The organism is Thiorhodovibrio litoralis (assembly GCF_033954455.1).
GTDB lineage: Bacteria > Pseudomonadota > Gammaproteobacteria > Chromatiales > Chromatiaceae > Thiorhodovibrio > Thiorhodovibrio litoralis.
The window spans coordinates 3920423-3943659 of the sequence record NZ_CP121473.1; the positions used below are offsets into that span (position 1 = coordinate 3920423).

Sequence of the window (23237 nt, forward strand, 5' to 3'; positions counted from 1 at the left end):
GTTCTGAGGCAAATCCATTCGCCTCGACATACTGACCACTCAGACACCCATGCATAGCACCACCAACATCGTGATCGCCGGCCTCGGCGGCCAGGGCATCATCACCGCCTCAGACATTCTTGCCGAGGCGGCTTTCCGCGCCGGCTTCGACGTAAAAAAGAGCGAGCTGCACGGCATGAGTCAGCGCGGCGGTTCAGTGACCAGCGACGTGCGCTTCGGCGAGCGGGTATTGAGCCCCATGGTCCCCACCGGCCAAGCTGACGTACTGCTGGTGCTGGAGCCTTCGCAGGTTGAGATCAACCGACCGCTGATGCGTGCCGATGGCGTGCTGTTGACAACGGACGTAATTCCACCCGACGCGCTCAAGAACAAAAAAAGCCTGAATGTCGCCATGCTCGGCGCCCTGTCGAGCGTGCTGGAGATCGCCGAGACCCACTGGCTCGCGGCCGTTCATGCGCACCTGGCTGAGAAGCTGCACCGCCTGAATGACGAGGCATTCGCGATCGGGCGTCGGGCCAGCGCTTCGATGCCTGGCTGAGTTGCTACACGCGGTTTTTTTGCCCGCGCGCTCCAAAATCGACGACGAGACGAAAGAGGAAAACGAATGCTCAACGCGCTCTGGAACGACGATGCTGGCGGTTTCCACCCGGCCAGTGCACCGGATTTTCTGCCCGAAAAGCGCCTGAAGGAGGTCCAGCTCCGTCGCCTGCGCGCGGTCGTCAGCCGCGCTTACGAGCGAGTGGAGCTGTTTCGTACCCGGCTACAAGAACGCAAGCTGACCCCTGAGAGTATTCGCGGCCTCGAGGATATCGAGCAACTGCCCTTCATGGTCAAAACCGACCTGCGCGATACCTATCCCTTCGGGCTCTTCGCCAGCCCCATGTCCGATATCGTGCGGTTGCATGCGTCCTCGGGTACCACGGGCAAACCCATCGTGGTGGCCTATACGCAGGCGGACGTTGAGGTCTGGGCAGAGGTGATGACCCGCACCTTCGCCTCCTGCGGGTTGCACCGCGGCGATATTCTGCAAAATGCCTTCGGCTACGGGCTCTTCACCGGCGGCCTGGGCGCGCACTATGGCGCCGAGACCCTGGGCGCCACCGTGATCCCCATCTCGGGTGGCAATACCGACCGCCAGATCATGGTGATGCGCGACTTTGGCGTCACCGCGCTCTGCTGCACGCCGAGCTACTTTACCTATCTGGTGGAACGCGCCGCAGAACTCGACGCCGATCTGCGCGACATGCCAGTCAAAGTGGGCATCTTCGGCGCTGAGCCTTGGTCGGATGCCATGCGCACGCGCATTGAGGAAGCCGCCAACATCAAGGCCTACGACATCTATGGCCTCTCAGAGATCATCGGCCCCGGCGTGGCGAGCGAATGCGAGGCTCAGAACGGGCTGCATGTGTTCGAGGATCACTTCTACCCCGAGATCATCGACCCGGACAGCGGCCAAGTGTTGCCCGATGGCGAGGAAGGCGAACTGGTCATCACCACGCTGAGCAAAAAGGCCATGCCGGTGATCCGCTATCGCACGCGCGATATCACCCGCATCATCCCCGAGCCCTGTACCTGCGGGCGCAGTATCCGGCGTATTCGCCGCATCGGTCGGCGCTCGGACGACATGATCATTCTGCGCGGGGTGAATGTGTACCCCAGCCAGGTCGAGGCTGCGCTGCTCGCGGTCGAAGGCACCCTGCCGCATTATCAGATCATCCTGACCCGCGAGCAGGGACTGGATCAGATGACGGTTGAGGTCGAGGTCACGCCCGAGGTCTTCAGCGACGAGATCCGCGCCATGGAGCAGGTCCGCTCGCGCCTAGCCCAAGCCATTGAGCGCATCATCGGCATCCGCGTCACCCTGCGCCTGGTCGAGCCGCGCAGTATCGAGCGCAGCCAGGGCAAGGCCAAGCGGGTGATCGACCGACGCGGGGACTGATCGACCTGGGCTTGTTTCACCGCGCAACAGCCCAAACGGGCGAGACATCTTTCACCGCGACCACTTTCGGAATCTCACCATGAAACTGCAACAACTCTCGCTGTTTCTCGAAAACCGCCCCGGACGGCTGGATGCGCCGCTCGAGGCCATTGCCGCCGCCGGCATCAATATCCTCACGCTGTCGCTCGCCGACACCGCACAGTTCGGCATCCTGCGGCTCATCGTGCGCGACTGGGACAAGGCCAAACAGGTGCTGGAAGACGGCGGCTGGGTGGTCAACCTGACCGAAGTCGTCGCCGTGGATGTCGAGGATCGGCCCGGCGGACTGGCCGAAGTGCTCAAGGTGCTGGATCAGGCTGGCGTCAATATCGAGTACATGTACGCCTTCTCCTCCTACCGGCCTGACAAGGCGATTCTGATTTTCCGCTTCGAGGACCCCGATCAAGCGGTGAAGGTGCTGCTCGACCAGGGCATCCGCGCGCTCGACGGCGACGAGCTGATTCATGCCGACGGCTGAGTGCATGCAAGACAGCTCCCCCGCTTCCCACACCGCGATTTGGGACACCAAAGCCGAAACCCTCCCGACCCCGCAGCGCCAAGCGCTGCAGCTCGAGCGCCTGCAAGCGCTCGTCGCGCGCATCGGGCAGGTGCCTTTCTACCGCGGTCATTTACTGCGCCACGACATCAGCCCGGCGCGCATCCGCACCCTTGATGACTTGCAGCGCCTGCCCTTCACCACCAAGGAGGATCTGCGCCGGCAACATCCGTTCGGCTTCCTGACGGTGCCGCGCAGCGACGTTGCGCGCATTCACGGCTCCTCCGGCACCACGGGCACACCAACCTTTGTCGCCTACACCAAGAAGGATCTCGCGCTCTGGGCTGATCTGTGCGCGCGCTTTCTGGTCGCCGGTGGGCTGCAACCACAGCACACGGTGCAGGTCGCCTTCGGCTACGGCCTCTTCACCGGCGGCTTCGGCCTGCACTATGGTATCGAGCGCGTCGGCGCGGCCATTATCCCCGCCGCCGCTGGCAACACCCGCCGCCAGCTCACCATCATGCGCGAGCTTAACCCCGAAGTACTCATCTGCACCCCGAGCTATGCGCTCACCATCGCTGACGGCGCGCGCGAACTCGGCATCGACCCGCGCAGCCTACCGATTCGCTTCGGCCACTTCGGCGGCGAGCCCTGGACCGAAGACCTGCGCCTGGAGATCGAACAACAGCTCGACATCCAGGCGTTTAATAACTATGGCCTGTCGGAAGTCATCGGCCCAGGGGTCAGCGGCGAATGCAGCGCGCGCAACGGCATGCACATCCAGGACGACCACTTCCTGGTCGAGTGCCTGGACCCGGACACGCTGGAGCCCGTGCCCGAGGGCGAGCCTGGCGAACTGGTCATCACCTCCCTGACACGCGAGGCCATGCCGCTGCTGCGCTACCGCACCCGCGACATCGCGCGGCTGTATCGCGACCCCTGCCCCTGCGGCCGCACCAGCCTGCGCATGAGCCGGGTGACCGGGCGCAGCGACGACATGCTGATTATCCGCGGCGTGAATCTCTTCCCGTCGCAAATCGAAGAGGCCCTGCTGCGGGTCGAGGGCACCACGGCACATTATCTAATCGAGGTCGACCGTCCCGGCACCCCAGGCAGATCGATGGACGAGCTGACGGTGAAGGTGGAAATCCACCGCGAGATGTTCTCCGACCGCATGGACCGCATGCAGGCCCTGCGCGAGCGGATCGGCTCGGAAATCCACGCCATCGCCGGCATTCGCGCACGAGTCGAGCTGGTCGAGCCACGCAGCCTGGAGCGCTTCGTCGGCAAGGCCAAGCGGGTCGTTGACAGACGCAACCTCAACGACGGCCAAAAGGCTCCTTAATCCCTTCTGATTTCAGCAGAGACCGACAGCATGGATGAATCCCTTGTGCGCAAGTATTTCAGCGGCGACCGCTTCGCCGAGTATCTCGGCATCGAACTGCTGGAGGTGTCGCCCGGCCGCGCCCGCGCCAAACTTGCGATTGACGAGCGCCACCTGAATGGCGTCGGCATCGTGCACGGCGGCGCAATTTTCGCGCTGGCCGACCTGGCGTTTGCCGTCGCATCCAACTCCCACGGCCAGATCGCGCTCGGCATCAATGTGTCCATCGCATACCACAAGGGCGTCAGCTCCGGCACCTTGTATGCTGACGCCGAGGAGACCGCCTTCAACCCCAAGCTCGCGACCTATCAGATTCGCATCTCCAACGAGCAGGATGACACCCTTGCCAGTTTTCAGGGCACCGTCTATCGCAAGCGCGAGACGCTCGATCAGATTGTCCACTCAAGCGCCCACCAGGCTCAGAATTAGATCCTAAACCAGTTATACATCTTGGCTGATCGAATCGCTTGGTGGGACTAAGTGGATTATGTGTCGGTTAATCGCGAACCAATCGCAGCCCGATGCTCGGTGATTGAACTGTCGGCAACCAACCAGATCGGGAAGTCGATGAGTTTTCGCCGGCAGCTTGGCTCCAAGAACCCCCGCGAACAACTCGATAACCCTGGCTTAGTTGCAAACCACATTCCAATGCGTCGTTCAGATGATCCGGGTATTCCAGGAGATCATCCAAATAATCTGAATTGAAAGTTGAGCAGGTCCACTCCCCAACGTTTCCGCTAAGATCATAAAGGCCAATCAGGTTTGGCGCCAATTGCCCGACATCATGCGGATGACCCTCTGCGTTATCAAGATACCAAGCCAGGGAATTGATATCGTCGCCCCCGCAGAAATCTTGGTCAAGGCCACCACTGCGGCAAGCATATTCCCATTCTGCTTCCGTTGGTAACCGATAAGAACTGGAAGTAACCAGGTTGAGCCTCTCGATAAACAGTTGAGCTTCGTGCCAACTCACATTCTCGACTGGACAATTATCGCACTGGTAAAACCAACGTGATGGATCTTCTCCCATGATTGCCTGCCACAAGGACTGGGTTACCTCAAAGCGGCCCATCTCGAAATCATCAATACACACCCAGGCAATGCCGCCAGGTTGACCGCCAAGATTAAAGCACCCGCCGGTGACCTGCTCCATCGGCACGAGCTCTTCGGATCGATCTGCAGGAAAGGCATACCAAGCAATTCCCTTTTGATTTGCGCCCGGGTAACGTGCAGTGAAATCCTCTACATCTCCGGCATACACGTAGGCAAAACTGCCTTCAGAGGGAAGGTTAAAAGTATAGACAGGGAGCGCGCCATCACGAGGGACGTCATATGCATACCATGCAATCCCCGCGTAAACCCATTCTGGTCTGGTCAGAATGATACGATTCTTCTGCTGTTCGCTAATCGTGTAGTAGAACGCCATTGGCGGCCACTCACGAGACTCACGATAGAAGCGGAAAACAGGTTTAGCGTTAGGATCTGAAACATCTGGGAAAGTGGCCCATGCGGGACCTTCATACCGCCAATTTTCGCTGAAAAATTGCAAGAATTGGTTCATTTCCTCAGTATCTATGGTGTAAAAGTTGGCTTTCAGGTTGTCGCTGCGAAACCAGATAACATTTTCAGTTCCAGATTGGGCAAGAGCTTGATCGGCTCCCACAATGAGGAATGAGATTGAAACCGATAAAAGGAAAAAACGTTTAGTCTTTTTCAGGAACATGGCATTGGGTCCTTAAATACAAATCGCACTTTACGGAAAGCGCCCATCCGTAACTCCGAGCGGCGCTTGTACGGCATCTGCAGCGACTGCCGAAAAAAGTTGAGGCACTGCCGGTCAGTCAGTTAGCAAGACGCAAATTTCCTTGCTGCATCAGCATCGAAAAAGCGATAAATTTCGCACGACTGAGCCGGCTTGTCCTAGATTGGCCGGGAATGCAACTGGGACTAACCTTCGCGCAAGTCAATAGTGGAAGCTTAGTCATGCTGTAAGCCAAAGGCAAGAAAAAGACCGAAAAAGGTAACCTCGACGTCACCGTCAGATGCGCTGGTAGAATCCGCCAAAATTGTTTGGCCACGGCGAGCTCTAACCACCCAATCTGAACGTCCTACCTACCGCAACCGTCGCAAACAAAGTCTGCTGGTCTGCGGCGATTGTCCCAAGGACTACTCAAAACGCGGTGATCGCGCTTGGAGTCAGCACCCGCGCACCCCAATTCGTTAAGGTTAACCCAAACGCTAGCACTGACCCGGAATTGCCGACCGGAGAGCCCCCCGGAGAGAGATCAAGATGCCACCAAAACAACAGAAAACTGCTGCCATTACCGTCGCCGCCATCGGCCTTGTTGTCACCGTCGCCGGGCCGCTGATGCCCGGAGGCGAGCGCCTTGAGCGCAACAGCCCGCCTTACACTGGTCATGTCACCGACCTCGCCGGAGGTAGCGTCAATCCCGCTGACGACCAAAGCCTGCCGTTGCTAGCCGGCACCTCGGCGGGTGAGATCTGGAGCTATCAGGCCGGCCTGTGGCAACACCTGCCGCTCGACTTCGGCGGCCATCCCATCACCACCATTCTCGGCCACCCGAGCGACAACCCGGTGGGCACCGCCGGCGGCGTCTACAACCCGCCGCCCGGCATCAGCTTCACCGGGCGCGTTGGCGACCTGATGCAAACTCCCGCGGGACTGCTCGCCGGCAATGAGCTTGGAATCCATCTGCTCAGCGCCGACGGCAACCGGGTGATGAATCAAGGCATGAACGTTTATCGGTTCATCAGCCAGACCATCAACGGTGAAACCTATCTACACGCCGGCACCGTCGGCGCCGGGGTGCACAGCACCAAGCCGGAGAATATCGCCAGCGACTGGCCGGCTAATAACGCCGGACTGCCAGCCGATGCCTATGTCTACAGCTTTGCCGTCACCGAGGGCGGTAAGCTGATCGCCGGCACCAAATCCGGGCTCTTCTGGCAATCCCGACCGGGCGAGACCTGGCAGCCGCTCGACGCCGAGCATGGCGATACCCGCGTGCTGTCGCTCTACCTGGCACCGTCCAGCAGCAAGCGTTCGCAGCATCTGTGGATTGGCACTGACGGCCACCTGCTGCACGCCGACCTGGTTGAAACCGACACCGACCTGCATGTGCCGGCAACCGCTGTTGCCGTCAAGCAGCCCATGGGCACCCTCCCCTTCGGCATCAGCTGGATTCGCCCGACCCCGGATGGCGTCATGATCAGCGCCGGTGCCGTTTACCACTGGGGCCCGGCGCGCCTCCCCGGCTGGTATTGGATTTCCATCGGCGGCATTGTGCTGCTGCTGATCGCCGGCTGGATGCTTCCCGGCCGGGAGGAGTCATCCGAAGGCGAGCCCGAATCGACAGCCTGACGCCGGGTTTTAGAACCCAACCCACAAGGCCTGCTGCGCGAGCTATACTGAAAGTTCGCGCGGCGTTCTTCATCGACGCCGGTCAACCCTTGAGCGAATCCACCGGCGAAGCCTCCAGCATGCCCAGACCAAAAATTATCTCGACCGAAGCCATCCTGTCCATGCTCTGCAGTTCGGTCACCAAGGTCCTGTCAACCGCCACCAATACCGGCATCAGCTACTCGCCGATGGTGCAGAAGATCACCCGCACCTGTCTGCGCCCCGACATCGGCTGCTTCGTGCTCTTCGATGGCGGTTTTTCCGGCTTGGTCATCATCAACTTCTCGGCCGACTCGGCGATGGAAATCTACCGCGCCTATATGATGACCATGGGCATGCCCGAGTCCGAGCTCGCCACCCAGCACACATCGGAAGAAGTCGGCAACATGCTCGGCGAGCTGATGAACCAGATCGTCGGTGACTTCACCGGCAATGTCGGCCATGAGCTGCTGGTCTCCATCACTCAGAACCAGCCCAAGATGCTCACCATCAACAAGGAGGTCATGGTCAGCATCGACACCAACCTCGACCGCCCCCAGGCCCGGCGCGTCGCCTTCAAGACCAGGGACAATAAGATGTTCTACCTGGAGCTTGCCATGGACAAGACTGAGTTCATCAAGCTCCACGACTTCGAGCGCGAGGAAAACGACCCTGACCGTATCCTCGCCGAACAGGGAAGCCGCGGTGCCGACAAAGAGCCCGACAGCACCCAGTCCGAAGCAGACGCAGCCCTGTTCGACGAGCTAGGAATCTGAGAGACCGATCCCAATCTCGCGCACTCGCGGGCGGATCAACCTCTGGCACTTCCCTTTAAAAAACAAAATTATAAAGAACCTTACGAGATTCCGCCTTCATTAAGACTGAAAATCGTTTCTTTTTCTAGCCTTTTTCCCCTGCAAACACTGCATTTCTGAACTATACTCCAGGCACAGCCGCGGCGTGGGGGACTTTCCAACGCCGGCATTTTTCTGTCCAGGCACTTGGAGGAGTGTGATGAATTTCCAACCTACCCGCTTTTTATTGACCGCGTCCTGCCTAGCGTTGCCCATTGCGGCTTTCGCGGCTATGGAAATCGGTGGCGACCCACAACCAGTCACCGACAACTATAACCTTGGCTATCAAGATGGCTACGCTGCCGGAGTTCCGGTCGGCCGCGAGCAATGCCGGCAAAACCCCTCAAGCTGTTCAATTAATTTAACGAACGTACTACCACCAGCACAATACGGTGAGACCGAACCAAATGACACGTTGATCAGCGCTGACCCATTAACGACAAGTGTCAATTTCTGGGCCCAAAGCTATGGTTGGGAAGACCAAGACTGGTATTACCTGGTTACCCCGGACCAAAATTACAATCTGACCGTCAATTTCTCTTTGCCAGAAGCCAATACTAACCTGATGACCGGATGGAATGTCTCCATTCGAAATGCGGTTGGAATGGTTCTGACTGAGTTCAATACCGACTTCACAACGGTGGAATCTGCCAGGGCCGGAATCTCATACCGCGCGACCGTTGGGCTTGCTGGCGCTTACTATATCGTCGTCAAACCGGTCCTTGACCAATTCAACTACCAGCCCTACAACCTCGCTGTTGCCATGGAGCCATCTCCGTTTGATGGTCCGGCCTTTGCTGGCGGATACTACGACGCCGAAACCGAGCCGAATAACGAATGGAACGCCGCCGACAACATTACGAACGGCGTCTCAATGTATGGCTTGGTCAACCTAGAGTTTTCTGGAGTCGTCGCAGGAGACCCGGACTACACATGGGGCCAGGGCGAAGCTGACTGGTATGTTTACGAAAGTCCCGGCAATGAAATTGTACAGCTTTCGTTTTGTGATCGTCAGTTCTGCTCGAACGGAAATTGGCTGGTGCAATTTTTCGATCAAGCCCGCGCGATGGATCCGCAGGCTTTTGCCGGTAACATCGTATCAGGAGCCGATCCGTACGACGCGGCTGCCCTTGTCAGCTTCAATACGACTAACTGCGGCCTTGAGCCTTGCGACTCTGCATCTGTCTGTCCCACAACATGCGATGCCCGCACAGACCCAGAAGTCTGGAATCTTGGCATTCAACAATCCGGAACATATTACATTCGGGTCAATCACAAACGACTGATTGCGGCACCTTGCGCGGGTTATCAGATTGACAGCAACAACGACGGCCTTCCAGACGGCGGCGCGTGCGGATGTGACACCGGCTATTCTTGCGATATTGACATCCTCAACCCGGGAACGCCGACCACAACTGCAGAGGGAGAACCTGATTATCCGTTTTGCCCCGATGGTAGCGGCGGTGGCACCTCAGCCCAATGCACCGCAGGCTGCATTTGCACAGCATACGGTGGCGTAGTAGCGATCCCCGAAGATTTCTACACCTCTCAATACAACTTCACTTGGATTACTAACCCCTTTGGATCTCCCCTCCCCTTTAACCCTGGACAAACAAATTAGTTGACCAGAACAGAACCTAAGGGCTAGACCCAAGCAAAGAGGGCGCTGGATAAGATCCAGCGCCCTCTTCTTTTTTGACGCCAGAGCGTCTTAAGTAATCTCGAATCGCTAACTATTTGCCAGAACGCCGTCTGGAACCGACTCATGAAGCCCGGCTTGCTGGACCATCCGCCGCCGCTCCGCGCGCTTATCGATCACGTTCTTCAGCGCGACCAGCAGTCCTAGCCCGATAAAAGCTCCAGGGGGAAGAATAGCCAGCAACGCCCCAGGAAAGTTCTCGCCTAGGGACAGGCCGAAGCCGGCAGCGCCCGGTCCGAGCAGCAGATCGGCTTGGTAGAACAGGGTGCCCTGACCCAGCAATTCGCGCAGCCCCCCCAGTACCATCAGCACCAGGGTGAAGCCAAAGCCCATCGCCAGGCCATCGACTAGGGCCTTGTCGAGCGGGGCCTTGGAGGCAAAAGCCTCGGCGCGGCCGATGATGGCGCAGTTGGTCACAATCAGCGGTATGAACAGGCCGAGCACCAGGTAGAGGTCATAGAGGTAAGCCTGCATGGTCAACTCCACCGCGGTGACGAAGGAGGCAATGACCAGCACGAACACCGGCAGGCGCACCTCGGGGCGCACCAGATTGCGGATCAGCGAGACGGTGCCATTGGAGAGCACCAGCACCGCGGTGGTGGCTAGTCCCATGCCGAGGCCGTTGGTGGCAGTAGTGGTGACGGCCAGCAGCGGGCAGAGCCCGAGCATGGCGACCAGGGCCTGGTTATTGCTCCAGAGGCCATCCTGCACGATACCGGCGTAGCTTTGTTCGGCCATCAGGAGGCTCCTGCGCGCTCTGGGTTGGAAGGCCCGACGCGCGTCTGGTCGGTTTGCCCAGGCATCTCCACCCCCTGCTCCTGCTCAGGCGCGTCATCGACACCAATGGCTGGCTCCGCATACAACCGCTGCTCCTGCTGGCCTACATAGATCAAGGTGTCATACACCGCCTCGACGATGGATCGCGGGGTGATGGTGGCGCCGGTGAACTGGTCGAAGACGCCGCCGTCGCGCTTCACATGCCACTGTTCGGCTGGCGGATTGCCAATGGACTTGCCGGTAAATTCCTTGATGATCCAATCGGACTTTTTCTCGTCGATCTTGTCGCCCAAGCCGGGTGTTTCGTGATGCTCAAGCACCCGCACGCCCCCAAGAGTGCCGTCGGGCAGCACCGAGACCAAGAGGCGAATCGCACCGGCATAACCATCGGGAACAATCGGCTGCAGAATCAGCGCGACCGGATCATCACCATCGCGAACGCGAAAGATTTCAGTGGTCTGCCCGCCGAGCAGATCGGGCGCGCTGACTTGAATGCGATCGGCGAGCGGATCATTTTTTACGCGCCCGGCCGGCACAATGGCCTCGAGCTTGTTCAGCATCGCATTGCGTTGGTTGTCGGCGATGCGGTTGTCGGTCATCGCATGGGTCACCGCGACCAGACCAACCCCCGCCACCGAGAAGGCACCGAGGATAAAACCGGCAATCAGGATGGGTGTTTTTTTCATAATGACGCACTCAATTGTCACGATAGCACGCGAGTTTCCAGCAGGAGCTTCCAGTTTCGGGCCGGGTAACGGGCGCGGGGGGTTTCCAGCGGCAGGACGCCGCTGGGAAGCCTACAGGGATGTATTCACGGCGTCCCCCCGCGCCCGTTACCCGGCCCGGAACCAAGCCACTTACTCCCGCCTAGGACTTACCGCGTGCATGGCCAAAGACTCGGGGCTGCGTATAGTGATCGATCGTGGGGGCGGCGATGTTCAACAGCAAGACACCAAAGGCGACTGCGTCCGGGTAGCCGCCCCAGGTGCGGATCACGAAGACGACCGCGCCAATCAGGGCGCCGAAGACCAGTTGCCCGCGTTTGGTGGTCGCAGCGCTGACCGGGTCGGTCGCGATAAAGAAGGCCCCGAGCATGGCGCCGCCGGAGAACAGGTGGAACCAGGGTGCGGGAAAATGATTGGGATCAAACAGCCAGAAGAGCCCGGCCAGCAGTGCCAGACTGCCAAGTAAACTCACAGGGATATGCCAGGTGATCACGCGAATGGCGATCAAATAAAGCCCGCCGAGCAGAAAGCCTGCGGCCACCCACTCCCAGCCCTGGCCGCCGACCCAGCCCCACAGCGGGCTTTGGCGAATGTCCGCCATCAGCACGTTCTGATCCAGCCGGGTGCGCAGTTCATCGAGCGGCGTGGCACCGCTGACAGCATCCCAGGTGGTCTCGAGTGGCAGTCCACCAGTGAAGATCAGCCGCACCGAATCGACGAAGGACAGGTGCACCAGGTCGCGCGCCTCAAGCAAGGATGGCACATCCGGCGGCAGCCAGCTGGTGGTCGCCACCGGGTAGGAAATCAGCAGGAAAACATAGCCCGCCATGGCCGGATTGAAGGGGTTGTAGCCAATCCCGCCGTAGAGCTGCTTGACGATGACAATCGCGAACAGGATGCCAATCAGGGTCAGCCACCAGGGCAGCGTCGGCGGGACCGTGATGGCGAACAGCAGGGCTGTCACCACAGCGCTGAGATCGCGCACAGCGGGCAAGGCTGGACGGCCACGCGCCTTCATCACCAGCGCCTCGGCCGCGACCGCGAAAACGCTTGCCAGCAGCATATTGATGATGATGCCCCAGCCAAAGAACCAGACCATGGCGACCGTGCCCGGAATCAGTGCCAGGCACACCTGCAGCATGACCTGATCGACGCGGCTGATGCGCGCGCTGTGCGGGGAGGATGTCAGTGACCCGGCAATCATGGTGCATTCCCCGCTGTCTCAGTCTGGCGATCGGCCGGCTGTTTGGTGCCTTGAGCGCCAGCGTCGTCTCCACCACCGGCGATGGGTGTTTCACCAGCTCCAGCAGGAGCGGTTTTCTCGGCGCCGCCCACGGAGGCGGATTTGCCCGGCACCGTCTTGGTCTTGGGCGTGATGGCTTCTTTCTTCTTGCGCAGCTTGGCCTTGCGCTCGCGGTCCAGCCGCTCGAGTCGTGCCTCGCGCGCCTCATGACGCTTTTTGGCATGCTCTGATGCGCGTTTTTCGCGCTCGCGCGCCCAGCTCTCGTTCTTGGCGTAGCGGTAATATTGCACCAGCGGGATATGCGCCGGGCACACATGGGCGCAACAGCCGCATTCAATACAATCGAACAGGTTGTAGTCCTGCACCTTGTCGAGATCTTTGGCGCGCGCATGCCAGTAGAGCTGCTGCGGGAGCAGATTGGCCGGGCAGACCTGAGCGCACTGGCCGCAGCGGATGCATGGCGTTGCCGCCCCCGGATCGGGCGACTCCGCCGGTGTCAGCGCCAGGATACAGTTGGTCGCCTTGGTGATGGGCACCGCATCGGTTGCGAGATTTGCGCCCATCATCGGGCCGCCAGCAACCAACTTGGCCAGTTCGCCCGTGTAGCCGCCGCTGGCCGCAACCAGCTCGTTAGCGAGCGTACCGACGCGCACGCGGAAATTGCCGGGTTTGGCGATACCGCGACCGGTAACTGTGACGAAGCGCTCGACCAACGGATGACCACGCAGAACCGCATCCGCCACGGCCGCGACCGTGCCGACGTTCTGACAGACCACGCCGATCTGCGCCGGGATGCCATGGGTGGGCACTTCCTTGCCGGTCAGGATGCGAATTAACTGCTTTTCGCCGCCGCTCGGGTAGAGGGTCGGAATCACCAGCACCTTGATACTCGCGGACGTCTGCGGCTGCTGCTCTGCCACCGCCGCGCGCATAGCGGCTATGGCCTCGGGCTTGTTGTCCTCAATGCCGATCAGGCAGCGCTCAGCACCAAGTAGATGCACAATGATACGCGCGCCGGTGATGATATCCGCGGCGCGATCACGCATCAGCATGTCGTCGCAGGTGATGTAAGGCTCGCATTCGGCGCCGTTCAGCACCAAGGTGTCGATCGGTTGATCCTTGCCCGGATTGAGCTTGACGCTCGAAGGGAAAGACGCGCCGCCCAAGCCGACGATTCCAGCCATCCGCACCCGCGTGCGCAGTGCATCAGCGTCGAGCTGATGAAAATCCGTCACCGGCTCTGGCAGATCGGAGGCCCAGGCATCCTCGCCGTCGGTCTCGATGATCACGCTTGGCGCCGGCAGCCCGGACGGATGCGGCATGGCATGCTGCTCGATGGCCGTCACCACACCTGAGCTCGACGCATGCACGGGCGCGCTGACGTAGCCCTGAGGCTCGCCAATCATCTGCCCTTTAAAGACCCGGTCACCGACCTTCACACAGGGGCGAGTAGGCGCACCGATGTGCTGGGCAAGCGGGATCACCAGGCGCTTTGGCACCGCCGTTGCCACCACCGGCCCTTGGTTGGAGAGATCTTTCTCTTCGGGCAAATGCACGCCACCGTGGAATTTCCACAGCTTTTGCGACGGATTGACCTTGGGATGCGAGGCCAGTCCAGGCGATGCCTGGGTATGTGGTTGACTGCTTGTATTCATATCCGGGTTTTCATGTCCGGAATTTGAGTCCGGGATGGAAATTGGTGATTGCGCCAGATGCGATTATCGACCCTCAGGCCGCCTCACGTTCGTCGTCGCTCTGATTGGAGCTCTCCGCCGGTCGCTCCGACACCACAGACGATGGCGCGAGCGCGATGGGCTGGGGATAGGGCCACTTCCAGTTGGCGAGATTCTCCTCGACCGGGACCATGTGGATGCACTCGACTGGACAGGTGGGGACGCACAGCTCGCAGCTGGTGCACTCGCTGGCAATGACTGCGTGAAGGTTCTTGGCGGCGCCGACAATGGCGTCCACCGGGCAAGATTGCAGGCATTTGGTGCAGCCGATGCAGTCCTGCTCGTTGATCACAGCGAGCGCCTTGGGCTTGGGAACAACATCACCGAGCGCCGCCGGCTCGCGTCCGAGCAAATCGGCCAGCGCCAGCATGGTGCCCTCCCCGCCTGGCGAGCAGAGGTTGATGTCCGCCTCGCCAGAAGCCACCGCCTCGGCATAGGGTCGACAGCCTGGATAGCCGCATTGCCCGCATTGGCTCTGCGGCAACAGCGCCTCGGCCTGATCGGCGATGGGATCGCCGTCGATATGGAAGCGAATGGCGGAGTAGCCGAGCAGCAAGCCGAACACAATGGCCAGCATGGCAACGGCTCCGATGGCAACCAACATGGTGCGATTAACTCCTTCGCAAGTGCGAAACTGTCACAGTCGGGCAGCTGTGCGCCCGCTCTCGCTGTCCGGGCCAGAAGGATCGGACCCTGCTCAATTTGAAACCAATCCAGCAAAACCCATAAAAGCCAGCGACATCAACCCGGCGGTAATCAGGGCAATGGGGCTGCCCTGAAACGGCTCGGGCACATCGGCCACCGCGACCCGCTCGCGCACCGCGGCAAAAAGCGCCAGCACCAGCGAGAATCCGACAGCCGCGCCGAAACCGTAGAGGGTCGCATCGATGAAGCTGCGTTGCTCCTGCAGGTTGAGCAGAGCCACACCGAGCACCGCGCAATTGGTGGTGATCAACGGCAGGAAAATACCCAGCACCTGATAGAGCACCGGGCTGGTCTTGTGCATAACAGTCTCGGTGAACTGCACCACCACGGCGATCACCAGGATAAAAGCGATGGTGCGCAGGTACTCGATGCCCAGGGGCTCAAGCAGGAAGGCATTGACCATCCATGAGGTCACCGACGAGAGCGTCAGCACGAAGGTGGTGGCGAGCCCCATGCCGATCGCGGTCTCGAGCTTCTTGGACACCCCCATGAAGGGACAGAGGCCCAAAAATTTGACCAGAACAAAGTTGTTGACCAGCACGGTGCTGACCAGGATAAGCGCGTACTCGGTCATGCGGGATTCGGGCCTTTTCGGGCAAATGGCATGGGTTTGAAGCGAATCGGCAATCTGCTCGGGGCACTTGGCTTGCTTGACCGACGGATAACAACAGCTGGCCGGATCTAGTCCCGTCTGGCAGCTTCCGGGCACATCGACGCTCGCGCCGATATCGCCCCGGGCGCCGGACCATGACGCCGAACCGCCCGAGCGTTCAAGAACCGCGGCAGCGCCCAACGGCTGCCAAGCCGGAAAGTCTAGCGATCTTTCCGGCGCCAAACAACCGCATAAAACCCTCGCACAGCGAAAGGGCTTTGAGCTTTGCGACCGAGGTCGGCGCCCCAACTGTTCTTGATAGGCAGTTCGCCACCACAGACCGCTCGCGTCGCCGCCTCTATCAGGTCAGACGCCAGCGTTATCAGCAAGCCAGGAGGATCGACCCCGTGGAAATTCATTCTTACGCCAAATTCGAGATGATCGGTTTCTTTGCCTTCGTGGTCTGGTTGTTCTACTACCAGATCACCTCATCGCGCAAAGCGTCGCGCGACGCTGAAGAAAAAAAATCAGACACTGAGTCCTCCGCCAGCACCCCCGGCGAATAACTACGTGTGATCGGCTCGTGCGATCAGCAGGCAAGACAAATGCCGTTCAGGCGCGCAACACCTGGCCGGAACGGCCATCGCGGATGCGCGAGGGTTGGCCGCGACCGCCGCAGTCGCCGACCAGCCCATAATCCGGTTTTGAATCCAGACGCCTGCCGATCTGCCACGCCCGCCGCGCGGGTGGGCGCGAGGCCAGGTTGGCACTGGTCGAGACCAAAGCGCCAGCAAAGGCACGACACAGCGCCGCTGCCAACGGATGGGCCGTGACCCGCACGGCCAGGGTATCGAAACGCCCGGTCAACAGTTGCGATGTGTCGCCGCGAGCCGGGAGCAGCCAGGTATTTGGCCCAGGCCAGCTGGCAAAAATCTCGGCCATGCGCTCGGGCGCAAGCTCCAGCACGAAAGGCCGCAGATCGGCGTAGTCCGCAGCGATGAGGATCAGCCCTTTGTCGGGTGAGCGCTGCTTGAGCGCGAGCAAGCGCTCAAGTGCGCGCTCATTACGCGGATCGCAGCCGAGTCCATAAACCGCCTCGGTCGGATAGGCCAGCACGCCGCCCGAGCGCAGGACATCCCGAGCCAGGCGCAGGCGATGGTTCATGCGCTGTTCCACTGTGATTACAGCTGGGTTTTCCTCTGCGATTCGCGCTGCGATTCTTTAGGCTCCAAGCGCATTCTTTCCGATCAGCCGTCGACCTCGGCCGTCTGTTGGGTCTTGTTGGCACGACTGGCCCCGCCCGTCTCTGGCGCGCTGCTTGATTGCTCAGCATCAGCATTGTCCAAGTTCGCTTCATCCGCCGCCGCCACATAGCCGCATTCCTTTTGCGGGCAAGCAAACTGGGCGCCCTTGGACTTGGTCACCTTGAGCGTCAGCACCGGCCAGCTGCACTGCGGGCAGGGCTGGGCCAGGGGCTCGTTCCAGACCGCGTAGTCGCATTTTGGATAGGTGGAGCAAGAGTAGAACACCTTGCCGCGACGCGAGCGTTTCTTCTGCAAGCTGCCCTTGTTGCACTTGGGGCAGGCGACCCCCGTATCCTCGGGCTTCTCCAGCGGCTCGATATGGCGGCACTTGGGGTAGCCGCTGCAGCCGATGAACTTGCCGTAACGCCCGCGCTTGATTTCCAAGGGCGAACCACAGTCGGGGCAGGTGCGCCCCTCGACGATCTCCGGCTCCTTGGCCGCCGCGTCGCCGTCCTGATGCAGATCGCGGGTGTAGCTGCACTCCGGGTAGTTGGTGCAGCCAATAAAGAGCCCGTTGCGGCCGAGGCGCTTGGACAGCTGCCCTCCGCACTCGGGGCATTTCTCGTCGATGGCCTCCTGGGTCACCTCACTGCGCTGGACGTTTTCCTGGGTGTAATCCACCCGCTCCTTGAACGCCTTCCAGAACTGCTCAAGCACCGGAATCCAGTCGCCCTCCCCGCGCGAGACGGCATCGAGGGAGTCCTCAAGCCGGGCGGTGAAGTCGTAATCCACATAGGAGGTGAAATGCGCGGTGAGGAACTTGTTGACCACCCGCCCCACATCGCTCGGCATGAAGCGCTTGTTATCGAGCGTCACATACTCGCGATCCTGCAATGTGGAGATAATCGAGGCATAGGTCGACGGCCGCCCGATGCCGAATTCCTCCAGCGCCTTGACCAAGGATGCCTCCGAGTAGCGCGGCGGCGGCTCGGTGAAGTGCTGCTCGGGGCGTATTGCCAGCAGATCGACCAGTTCGCCTTCCTCGAGCGCCGGCAACATGCGTTCTTCGTCATCCTCGGCCTGCTTGCTGTCATCACGGCCTTCGAGATAGACGCGCATGAAGCCGGGCTCGGCGACGGTCGAGCCGGTGGCGCGGAAGCGAATCCCCTCGGGCGCGTCGGGCCTGCCGGCGCTCAGCACAATAGCCACCTGATTGATCAGCGCATGCGCCATCTGGCAGGCCAGGGTGCGCTTCCAGACCAGTTCGTACAGGCGGAATTGCTCGGAGCTCAGATGCGCGCGCACCGCCTTGGGCTCACGCAAGATGGACGTGGGGCGCACCGCCTCGTGCGCCTCCTGGGCGTTCTTTGCCTTGGTCTTAAACAGGCGCGGCTTATCGGGCAGATGTTTGGTGTCGTAGCGTTCGGTAACGTAAGCCCGGATTTCATCCAGCGCCTCTTGCGCAAGATTGACCGAGTCGGTACGCATGTAGGTGATCAGACCCACGGCCTCACCGCCCAGATCGACACCCTCGTACAATTGCTGAGCGACGCGCATGGTGCGTTGCGCGGTGAAGCCGAGCTTGCGCGCTGCCTCCTGCTGCAAGGTTGAGGTAATAAAGGGCGGCGCCGGGTTGCGCTTGCGCTGCTTGCGCTCGACCTGATCGACATGCAGCTTGCCTTGGGCCGCATCGGCGATGCGCTTTTCGGCATCCGCCGCCTGCTCGCCATTGACGATACTGAACTGCTCGACCTTCTCCCCGCCCAACTCCACCAGCTTGGCGCTGAAGGGTTTGGGCTCCTTGGCTGCCTCGGGCTTGGCCACATCGGCATCGACGCTCCAATACTCGCGACTGACGAAGGCCTCGATCTCGTTCTCACGCTCGCAAATCAACCGCAGCGCCGGGCTCTGCACGCGCCCGGCAGACAGACCGCGACGGATCTTCTTCCACAGCAGCGGCGAGAGGTTGAAGCCGACCAGATAATCGAGCGCGCGCCGAGCCTGCTGGGCATTGACCAAATCGACCGACAGCTCGCGCGGGTTGGCCACCGCGTCCTGCACCGCGTTCTTGGTAATCTCGTTGAAAACCACGCGGTAGACCGGGCGCTTTCCAATCTGGCGGCGCTTTTTCAGCAGCTCATACAGATGCCAGGAAATCGCCTCGCCTTCGCGGTCCGGGTCAGTTGCGAGATAGAGCGCATCGGCATTCTTGAGCTTTTTGGCGATGGCCTGGACGTGCTTCTCGTTGCGCTCGATGACCTGGTACTTCATCTCAAAGCCATGCTCGGTATCGACCGCGCCCTCCTTGGGCACCAGGTCGCGCACATGGCCGTAGGAGGCCAGGACCTCAAATTCCTTGCCGAGATATTTCTCGATCGTCTTGGCTTTGGCGGGGGATTCGACGATGACCAGATTCATGAAAGCTTCCGTTGGCTCGGCTGGAGCATAAGAGATCGCCGCCGGGGCGGCGCTGTCCTTATCAGGAAAGACGAAGCCGACGCGTACGTCAAGGGATAGAGTGAGATTTACCGCCCTTGTTCTCGGGCGGATCGGCTGCGCCAGCCATGCGCCGGTGCGGAGAATTGGGGGAAACGCTGCCGAAGCAGCCCGCGCGAGCGCGGCGAGCTTCAGTGCAGGTAGGCGGGCGCCTCGTCGTAGACCATGTCTTCCATCTGGAAGAAGGCCTGCTCCTGGCCGGGGCGGTTCATCAGCACCAGCAGGACGATCCACTTGAGCTCCTCGACCGAGACCGCTGCCTGGCGAATGGCCAGGGCGCGGTCGATGACCAGCTCGCGGCTGACTGGATCGAGAATGCCGGTTTGTTCGAGAAACATCAGCAGGCTGCAGCCCTCGACATCAAGCTTGCGCTGCTCGGGCTCGGTATAGACGCGCATGGAGCCGCCGCTGGGCGAGACGCCATCACCGGTGCCCATGCTGCTGGCAAGCTCATCGAGCCAGTTCAGTGCCTGGGAGATTTCCATGGTGCCGAAACCGGCCTGACTGAGCTCCTGTTCAAGCTCGTGTTGGTCGATGGGAGTGGATTCCTCGCCGGCCATGTAGTTCTCGAACAGATAAATCAGGACATCGACCATGGTTTCAGACATGCGTTACCTCAAACTTCGGCTGCTGCACCATTCTACCGGCAAGGCCGGCGCGCGGCGACAGAAAAAAACCACTGCTTACCCAGTATCCCTATTAGCCTTCACGTGCGGCTGTAACGCCCGCCAGGATGCGCGCTGATCAAGCCTTCCAGCTCAAGCAGCAGCAAGGTGGAAGACACCTCGCGCGCTGGCATCCCGCTGCGCGCAATCAGCTCGTCCGCGCTGATCGGATCATAGCCAAGCAGCTCCAGCAGCTTGCGCTGATCGGCATCGAGACCGTCCGCCGCCGACGCAGCGCCCTCGGACGCCCCGGCAAGGTCCGTCAGTGGCTTGAGCTGCGGCAGCAGCTCCTCGAGCAGTTGATCGGTGCTGTCGATCAACTTGGCGCCGTCGCGAATCAGCGCATGGCAACCACGCGCCAGCGGGTTGTGAATGGAGCCAGGAAACGCGAACACATCCCGCCCCTGCTCGACCGCATGCCGGGCGGTGATCAGCGAGCCGCTGCGCGGCGCGGCCTCGGTGACCAGCACGCCCAGACTCAGGCCACTGATAATGCGATTGCGACGTGGGAAGTTGCTGGCATGCGGTCCCACGCCGGGCGAAAATTCCGTCACCAGTGCCCCCGCCTCGGCAATGCGATGCGCCAGGTCGCGATTCCTGCTCGGGTAAATGCGATCCGGCCCTGTTCCGAGCACGGCGATGGTGCGCCCGCTACTCAAAGCCCCCCAGTGCGCGGCACTGTCGACCCCCATGGCCAACCCGCTGGTGATCGTCAGCCCCAGTGCGGCCAGCGCAGCGGCGAACTCGCGTGTGGTCTCAGCACCGCTGCTGGTTGGATTGCGGCTGCCGACAATGCCGAGCTGAGGCTCTTGCAGAACAGACAGATCGCCAACGCCGAACAGCAATGTTGGCGCACCGGCAACCTCGGCCAGCTGGGATGGGTAGGCCGGGTCGGAGAGCGCCAACAGCCAGTTCCCCGCCTGCTCGGCCCAGTCCAGCGTCTGGTCAACTCGCTGCCAGTCGGGTCGGGCGAGTGCAGCCACGACCTCGCCCGGTAAGCCGAGCTCGCGCCACAAACGCTCGCCCGCGCTTAGAGCAGCCTGCGCGCCACCACAGCGCGACAGCAGGCGGTCGATGCGCCGCGGCCCAAGACCTGAGGTCTGTACCAGCGCGATCAGCGCCCGCAAATCGGCAGTGCCTAGCTCCGCCGGAGCCATCATGGGTGCCATCATCCCGGACAGGCAAGGCAGCGCGTGGCACGCACCCTATTGCGGCGGCGCCGATACAAGGTTGCCGACATGGATCGCGGCGCTCGCGGTCATGATGAGCGCGAAGCTCACCCGCGGGAAGGTGCGAAACACCATGGCCGTTCCTGCCGGTAAATTGGGCACGACATAGTTATCAGTCTTCTTGCGCGCCTCGACATGCAGCGGCAGCGGGGCGTTATCGTCGAGCTGATTGCGCCTCCAGCCAGTGATTTCCCAGTCTCCGTACCAAAACTCTGACTTCAGCGGGCTGTCGTTGCGCCAGTTCCACTCGTCCTTTTGTGACTTGACGTTATCGCGCGCCAGATTGCCGCCGCGATAGACACCAAACACGTCTCCCACCTGAACATTATTGTCGCTGCCGCGGTCGATCACTACCACATCATACTGACCGATCTGGGACACACCGTTCATCACCGAGATGATATGGCCCCTGAGCGCCTCGCTCACCGGACGCGGGATGAAGGCGCGAAGTGGTTTTTCCTGCTCAGCGGCGCGCAAACGGTCGCCCGGGGCGGACTGCAGCGCCATGCGGGTGATTTTCAGCGTGGCCGGATCACCGCTCTGTAACAGCTCGGCGCTGCCGACATAAGCCGCCTCAAAGCCCAGGCGCTCGCCGGTTTCATAGTCGAGAAATTCCTTGCCGGGGCGGAGAATTTCCCAGCGCGTTCCGGGCTCGGCGAAGATGCTGCGCACGAAGACCATGTCGCCCACGCCGCCGAGGGCGCGATTGTCCGGAAAACCGACTACATAGGGCGCAGCATCGATTGCCTCCTTCTCCGCCACCACCGGGCGCGACAGGAAGGGCCCCACGGCGCTGACCGGTATCGTCGGGATGGCGGCGTCGAGTTGCTCGGTGCGCACCCGCGGCTGCAGGCGCACCACACGCATGCCGTTCTCCACGCGCACGCGCGGCTCGCCACCGTGGTAAGTGACGGTCAGCACATCGCCCGGGTAAATCAAATTGGGATTCGCCACCCCGGGGTTCTCCTGCCAGATCTCGCGCCAGCGCCAGGGCGCGTCCAGATAGCGCGAGGCGATGTTCCAGAGCGTATCGCCCGACTTGACCGTGTAGCGCTCGGGGTGATCCGGTCGCAGCTCAACCGCGCCAGCGCTAACGATGGCCAGCAAGGAAAGGATCAGCAGCGTAGCTGCCGTCGCGCTTAGCCGCCGCCAGCGCGGCCGGAATTGCTGAATTTGGGATGACCGGGTTTGGAATGGGCGGATTCGGGTTAACCCGAGTTGAACCACTAGCCGAATGTTCCCCAGCATGACGCCTCCTGACGGTGTTTCTGTCGTCCGACCAGGATCGCGGCCGGAACCTGACTCGATGCCTCGCCTGCCCATTTTAATCATGGTGTATCATCTCGATATTAGCATTAAGAGAAAATCTTACCAGTTTTCTGAAGAAAAGAGTTCAACTCCATGGCGAAACTCGAAATCCTGACCTTCCCCGATCCCCGCTTGAGAAAGCATGCAGAAACCGTCGCGCAGGTCGACCAGCGCGTGCGCGACATTGTCGATGATATGCTCGAGACCATGTATGCCGCGCCCGGCATCGGCCTTGCGGCCATTCAGGTTGGCATCGCCAAGCGCATCGTCGTCATCGATATCTCGGAGAACCACGATACGCCGGTGGTGCTGATCAACCCGGAAATTTTTGCCCGCGAAGGCGAAGAGGAAATGGACGAAGGCTGCCTATCAGTGCCTGGCTACTTCGAGACCGTCCAGCGCGCCGAGCGCGTGCGGGTGCGCGCGTTAAACCGCGACGGCGAGCCGTTCGAGCTCGACGCCGACGGCCTGCTCGCGGTCTGCATCCAGCACGAGGTCGATCACCTTGAGGGCAAGCTCTTTGTTGATTATCTCTCGAGTCTCAAGCGCCAGCGCATCCGCCGCAAGCTCGAGAAGGAGCAGCGCGCGCCGCGCCAGCCTCCGCGCCCAGCCTCGACCGTGGCGCAACAGCAAGCCACCATCTGAGCTGGCTGCAACCAACGGGCGCCGCGAGCGCCCGAAGCACTTCGCCTAAGCTCGTCCGCCCCCC

At 61.0% G+C, this 23237-nt stretch carries 22 protein-coding genes; 10 read left to right on the plus strand and 12 right to left on the minus strand.

The features are described from left to right. The first annotated feature begins 49 nt into the window (after positions 1 to 49). The 5 genes from Thiosp_RS17720 to Thiosp_RS17740 all read left to right on the plus strand — a co-directional run bounded on the left by Thiosp_RS17720 (position 50) and on the right by Thiosp_RS17740 (position 4287). Positions 50 to 538 carry an indolepyruvate oxidoreductase subunit beta gene (locus tag Thiosp_RS17720; RefSeq protein ID WP_201067745.1) on the plus strand — a complete coding sequence of 163 codons (489 nt, stop codon included), beginning with the start codon at positions 50 to 52 and terminating at the stop codon, positions 536 to 538. Between the two features lie 66 nt (positions 539 to 604). Continuing rightward, positions 605 to 1939 carry a phenylacetate--CoA ligase family protein gene (locus Thiosp_RS17725; protein ID WP_201067746.1) on the plus strand — a complete coding sequence of 445 codons (1335 nt, stop codon included), beginning with the start codon at positions 605 to 607 and terminating at the stop codon, positions 1937 to 1939. A gap of 79 nt (positions 1940 to 2018) precedes the next feature. Next, positions 2019 to 2456 carry an ACT domain-containing protein gene (locus Thiosp_RS17730; RefSeq protein WP_009147182.1) on the plus strand — a complete coding sequence of 146 codons (438 nt, stop codon included), beginning with the start codon at positions 2019 to 2021 and terminating at the stop codon, positions 2454 to 2456. A gap of 4 nt (positions 2457 to 2460) precedes the next feature. Further along, positions 2461 to 3819: a phenylacetate--CoA ligase family protein gene (locus Thiosp_RS17735; RefSeq protein WP_242518685.1), complete on the plus strand. Its 1359-nt coding sequence runs from the start codon at positions 2461 to 2463 to the stop codon at positions 3817 to 3819. Positions 3820 to 3849: 30 nt separating this feature from the next. Then, complete coding sequence (locus Thiosp_RS17740; protein WP_201067748.1) at positions 3850 to 4287, plus strand: PaaI family thioesterase; 438 nt, start codon at positions 3850 to 3852, stop codon at positions 4285 to 4287. 67 nt (positions 4288 to 4354) lie between these two features. Here the strand turns inward: Thiosp_RS17740 and Thiosp_RS17745 are convergent, their stop codons facing one another. Further along, positions 4355 to 5581 carry a formylglycine-generating enzyme family protein gene (locus Thiosp_RS17745; protein WP_201067749.1) on the minus strand — a complete coding sequence of 409 codons (1227 nt, stop codon included), beginning with the start codon at positions 5579 to 5581 and terminating at the stop codon, positions 4355 to 4357. Positions 5582 to 6148: 567 nt separating this feature from the next. On the opposite strand from Thiosp_RS17745, the gene Thiosp_RS17750 reads away from it, so the two are divergent. The 3 genes from Thiosp_RS17750 to Thiosp_RS17760 all read left to right on the plus strand — a co-directional run bounded on the left by Thiosp_RS17750 (position 6149) and on the right by Thiosp_RS17760 (position 9733). Continuing rightward, positions 6149 to 7240 carry a ligand-binding sensor domain-containing protein gene (locus tag Thiosp_RS17750; protein WP_201067750.1) on the plus strand — a complete coding sequence of 364 codons (1092 nt, stop codon included), beginning with the start codon at positions 6149 to 6151 and terminating at the stop codon, positions 7238 to 7240. A 119-nt stretch (positions 7241 to 7359) separates the two neighbouring features. Next, a complete protein-coding gene (locus Thiosp_RS17755) occupies positions 7360 to 8034 on the plus strand; it encodes a DUF3334 family protein (protein WP_201067751.1) in 675 nt (224 codons plus the stop codon). A gap of 238 nt (positions 8035 to 8272) precedes the next feature. Beyond that, on the plus strand, positions 8273 to 9733 hold the full coding sequence (locus tag Thiosp_RS17760; RefSeq protein WP_201067752.1) for a hypothetical protein: 1461 nt from the start codon (positions 8273 to 8275) through the stop codon (positions 9731 to 9733). A gap of 108 nt (positions 9734 to 9841) precedes the next feature. Here Thiosp_RS17760 and Thiosp_RS17765 read toward each other — a convergent pair whose 3' ends face one another. The 6 genes from Thiosp_RS17765 to rsxA form a co-directional block, all read right to left on the minus strand. Next, entirely contained in the window at positions 9842 to 10549 is a 708-nt protein-coding gene (locus Thiosp_RS17765) for an electron transport complex subunit E (RefSeq protein WP_201067753.1), read from the minus strand. Then, on the minus strand, positions 10549 to 11274 hold the full coding sequence (rsxG, locus tag Thiosp_RS17770) for an electron transport complex subunit RsxG (RefSeq protein WP_242518686.1): 726 nt from the start codon (positions 11272 to 11274) through the stop codon (positions 10549 to 10551). The genes Thiosp_RS17765 and rsxG overlap by 1 nt, the downstream gene beginning before the upstream one ends. A gap of 181 nt (positions 11275 to 11455) precedes the next feature. Further along, positions 11456 to 12517: an electron transport complex subunit RsxD gene (rsxD, locus tag Thiosp_RS17775; RefSeq protein ID WP_207188088.1), complete on the minus strand. Its 1062-nt coding sequence runs from the start codon at positions 12515 to 12517 to the stop codon at positions 11456 to 11458. After that, entirely contained in the window at positions 12514 to 14211 is a 1698-nt protein-coding gene (gene rsxC / locus Thiosp_RS17780) for an electron transport complex subunit RsxC (protein WP_201067754.1), read from the minus strand. Before rsxC ends, rsxD begins: the two co-directional genes overlap by 4 nt. 73 nt (positions 14212 to 14284) lie before the next feature. Next, positions 14285 to 14893, minus strand: coding sequence for an electron transport complex subunit RsxB (gene rsxB / locus Thiosp_RS17785; RefSeq protein WP_201067755.1), 609 nt, complete (start codon positions 14891 to 14893; stop codon positions 14285 to 14287). A gap of 93 nt (positions 14894 to 14986) precedes the next feature. Continuing rightward, positions 14987 to 15568, minus strand: coding sequence for an electron transport complex subunit RsxA (gene rsxA / locus Thiosp_RS17790; protein WP_201067756.1), 582 nt, complete (start codon positions 15566 to 15568; stop codon positions 14987 to 14989). A gap of 173 nt (positions 15569 to 15741) precedes the next feature. On the opposite strand from rsxA, the gene Thiosp_RS17795 reads away from it, so the two are divergent. Beyond that, entirely contained in the window at positions 15742 to 16152 is a 411-nt protein-coding gene (locus Thiosp_RS17795; RefSeq protein WP_201067757.1) for a hypothetical protein, read from the plus strand. A gap of 46 nt (positions 16153 to 16198) precedes the next feature. Here the strand turns inward: Thiosp_RS17795 and Thiosp_RS17800 are convergent, their stop codons facing one another. The 5 genes from Thiosp_RS17800 to Thiosp_RS17820 form a co-directional block, all read right to left on the minus strand. After that, positions 16199 to 16750, minus strand: coding sequence for an L-threonylcarbamoyladenylate synthase (locus tag Thiosp_RS17800; protein WP_201067758.1), 552 nt, complete (start codon positions 16748 to 16750; stop codon positions 16199 to 16201). Between the two features lie 83 nt (positions 16751 to 16833). Further along, the gene (topA, locus tag Thiosp_RS17805; RefSeq protein WP_242518687.1) at positions 16834 to 19248 is read right to left on the minus strand and encodes a type I DNA topoisomerase; all 2415 of its coding nucleotides are present in this window, start codon (positions 19246 to 19248) and stop codon (positions 16834 to 16836) included. A gap of 209 nt (positions 19249 to 19457) precedes the next feature. Next, positions 19458 to 19934, minus strand: coding sequence for a DUF494 family protein (locus Thiosp_RS17810; RefSeq protein ID WP_201067759.1), 477 nt, complete (start codon positions 19932 to 19934; stop codon positions 19458 to 19460). A gap of 98 nt (positions 19935 to 20032) precedes the next feature. Continuing rightward, entirely contained in the window at positions 20033 to 21151 is a 1119-nt protein-coding gene (gene dprA / locus Thiosp_RS17815) for a DNA-processing protein DprA (protein ID WP_242518691.1), read from the minus strand. A gap of 45 nt (positions 21152 to 21196) precedes the next feature. Further along, positions 21197 to 22327: a LysM peptidoglycan-binding domain-containing protein gene (locus Thiosp_RS17820; RefSeq protein ID WP_242518692.1), complete on the minus strand. Its 1131-nt coding sequence runs from the start codon at positions 22325 to 22327 to the stop codon at positions 21197 to 21199. Between the two features lie 294 nt (positions 22328 to 22621). Here Thiosp_RS17820 and def point away from each other — a divergent pair, with 294 nt between their 5' ends. Continuing rightward, positions 22622 to 23173 carry a peptide deformylase gene (gene def, locus Thiosp_RS17825; protein ID WP_201067762.1) on the plus strand — a complete coding sequence of 184 codons (552 nt, stop codon included), beginning with the start codon at positions 22622 to 22624 and terminating at the stop codon, positions 23171 to 23173. Positions 23174 to 23237: the final 64 nt, after the last annotated feature.

What these genes read in the sequence shown, in the direction of transcription:
- Thiosp_RS17740 (WP_201067748.1), top strand. Translation starts at nt 3,850, where the DNA reads ATGGATGAATCCCTTGTGCGCAAGTATTTCAGCGGCGACCGCTTCGCC.
- Thiosp_RS17810 (WP_201067759.1), bottom strand. Translation starts at nt 19,934, where the DNA reads ATGTCTGAAACCATGGTCGATGTCCTGATTTATCTGTTCGAGAACTAC.
- Thiosp_RS17725 (WP_201067746.1), top strand. Translation starts at nt 605, where the DNA reads ATGCTCAACGCGCTCTGGAACGACGATGCTGGCGGTTTCCACCCGGCC.
- Thiosp_RS17760 (WP_201067752.1), top strand. Translation starts at nt 8,273, where the DNA reads ATGAATTTCCAACCTACCCGCTTTTTATTGACCGCGTCCTGCCTAGCG.
- def (WP_201067762.1), top strand. Translation starts at nt 22,622, where the DNA reads ATGGCGAAACTCGAAATCCTGACCTTCCCCGATCCCCGCTTGAGAAAG.
- Thiosp_RS17730 (WP_009147182.1), top strand. Translation starts at nt 2,019, where the DNA reads ATGAAACTGCAACAACTCTCGCTGTTTCTCGAAAACCGCCCCGGACGG.
- rsxG (WP_242518686.1), bottom strand. Translation starts at nt 11,274, where the DNA reads ATGAAAAAAACACCCATCCTGATTGCCGGTTTTATCCTCGGTGCCTTC.
- dprA (WP_242518691.1), bottom strand. Translation starts at nt 21,151, where the DNA reads ATGATGGCTCCGGCGGAGCTAGGCACTGCCGATTTGCGGGCGCTGATC.
- Thiosp_RS17745 (WP_201067749.1), bottom strand. Translation starts at nt 5,581, where the DNA reads ATGTTCCTGAAAAAGACTAAACGTTTTTTCCTTTTATCGGTTTCAATC.
- Thiosp_RS17795 (WP_201067757.1), top strand. Translation starts at nt 15,742, where the DNA reads ATGACGCCGAACCGCCCGAGCGTTCAAGAACCGCGGCAGCGCCCAACG.
- Thiosp_RS17720 (WP_201067745.1), top strand. Translation starts at nt 50, where the DNA reads ATGCATAGCACCACCAACATCGTGATCGCCGGCCTCGGCGGCCAGGGC.
- Thiosp_RS17755 (WP_201067751.1), top strand. Translation starts at nt 7,360, where the DNA reads ATGCCCAGACCAAAAATTATCTCGACCGAAGCCATCCTGTCCATGCTC.
- Thiosp_RS17750 (WP_201067750.1), top strand. Translation starts at nt 6,149, where the DNA reads ATGCCACCAAAACAACAGAAAACTGCTGCCATTACCGTCGCCGCCATC.
- Thiosp_RS17765 (WP_201067753.1), bottom strand. Translation starts at nt 10,549, where the DNA reads ATGGCCGAACAAAGCTACGCCGGTATCGTGCAGGATGGCCTCTGGAGC.
- rsxC (WP_201067754.1), bottom strand. Translation starts at nt 14,211, where the DNA reads ATGAATACAAGCAGTCAACCACATACCCAGGCATCGCCTGGACTGGCC.
- rsxD (WP_207188088.1), bottom strand. Translation starts at nt 12,517, where the DNA reads ATGATTGCCGGGTCACTGACATCCTCCCCGCACAGCGCGCGCATCAGC.
- Thiosp_RS17800 (WP_201067758.1), bottom strand. Translation starts at nt 16,750, where the DNA reads ATGAACCATCGCCTGCGCCTGGCTCGGGATGTCCTGCGCTCGGGCGGC.
- rsxA (WP_201067756.1), bottom strand. Translation starts at nt 15,568, where the DNA reads ATGACCGAGTACGCGCTTATCCTGGTCAGCACCGTGCTGGTCAACAAC.
- topA (WP_242518687.1), bottom strand. Translation starts at nt 19,248, where the DNA reads ATGAATCTGGTCATCGTCGAATCCCCCGCCAAAGCCAAGACGATCGAG.
- Thiosp_RS17735 (WP_242518685.1), top strand. Translation starts at nt 2,461, where the DNA reads ATGCAAGACAGCTCCCCCGCTTCCCACACCGCGATTTGGGACACCAAA.
- rsxB (WP_201067755.1), bottom strand. Translation starts at nt 14,893, where the DNA reads ATGTTGGTTGCCATCGGAGCCGTTGCCATGCTGGCCATTGTGTTCGGC.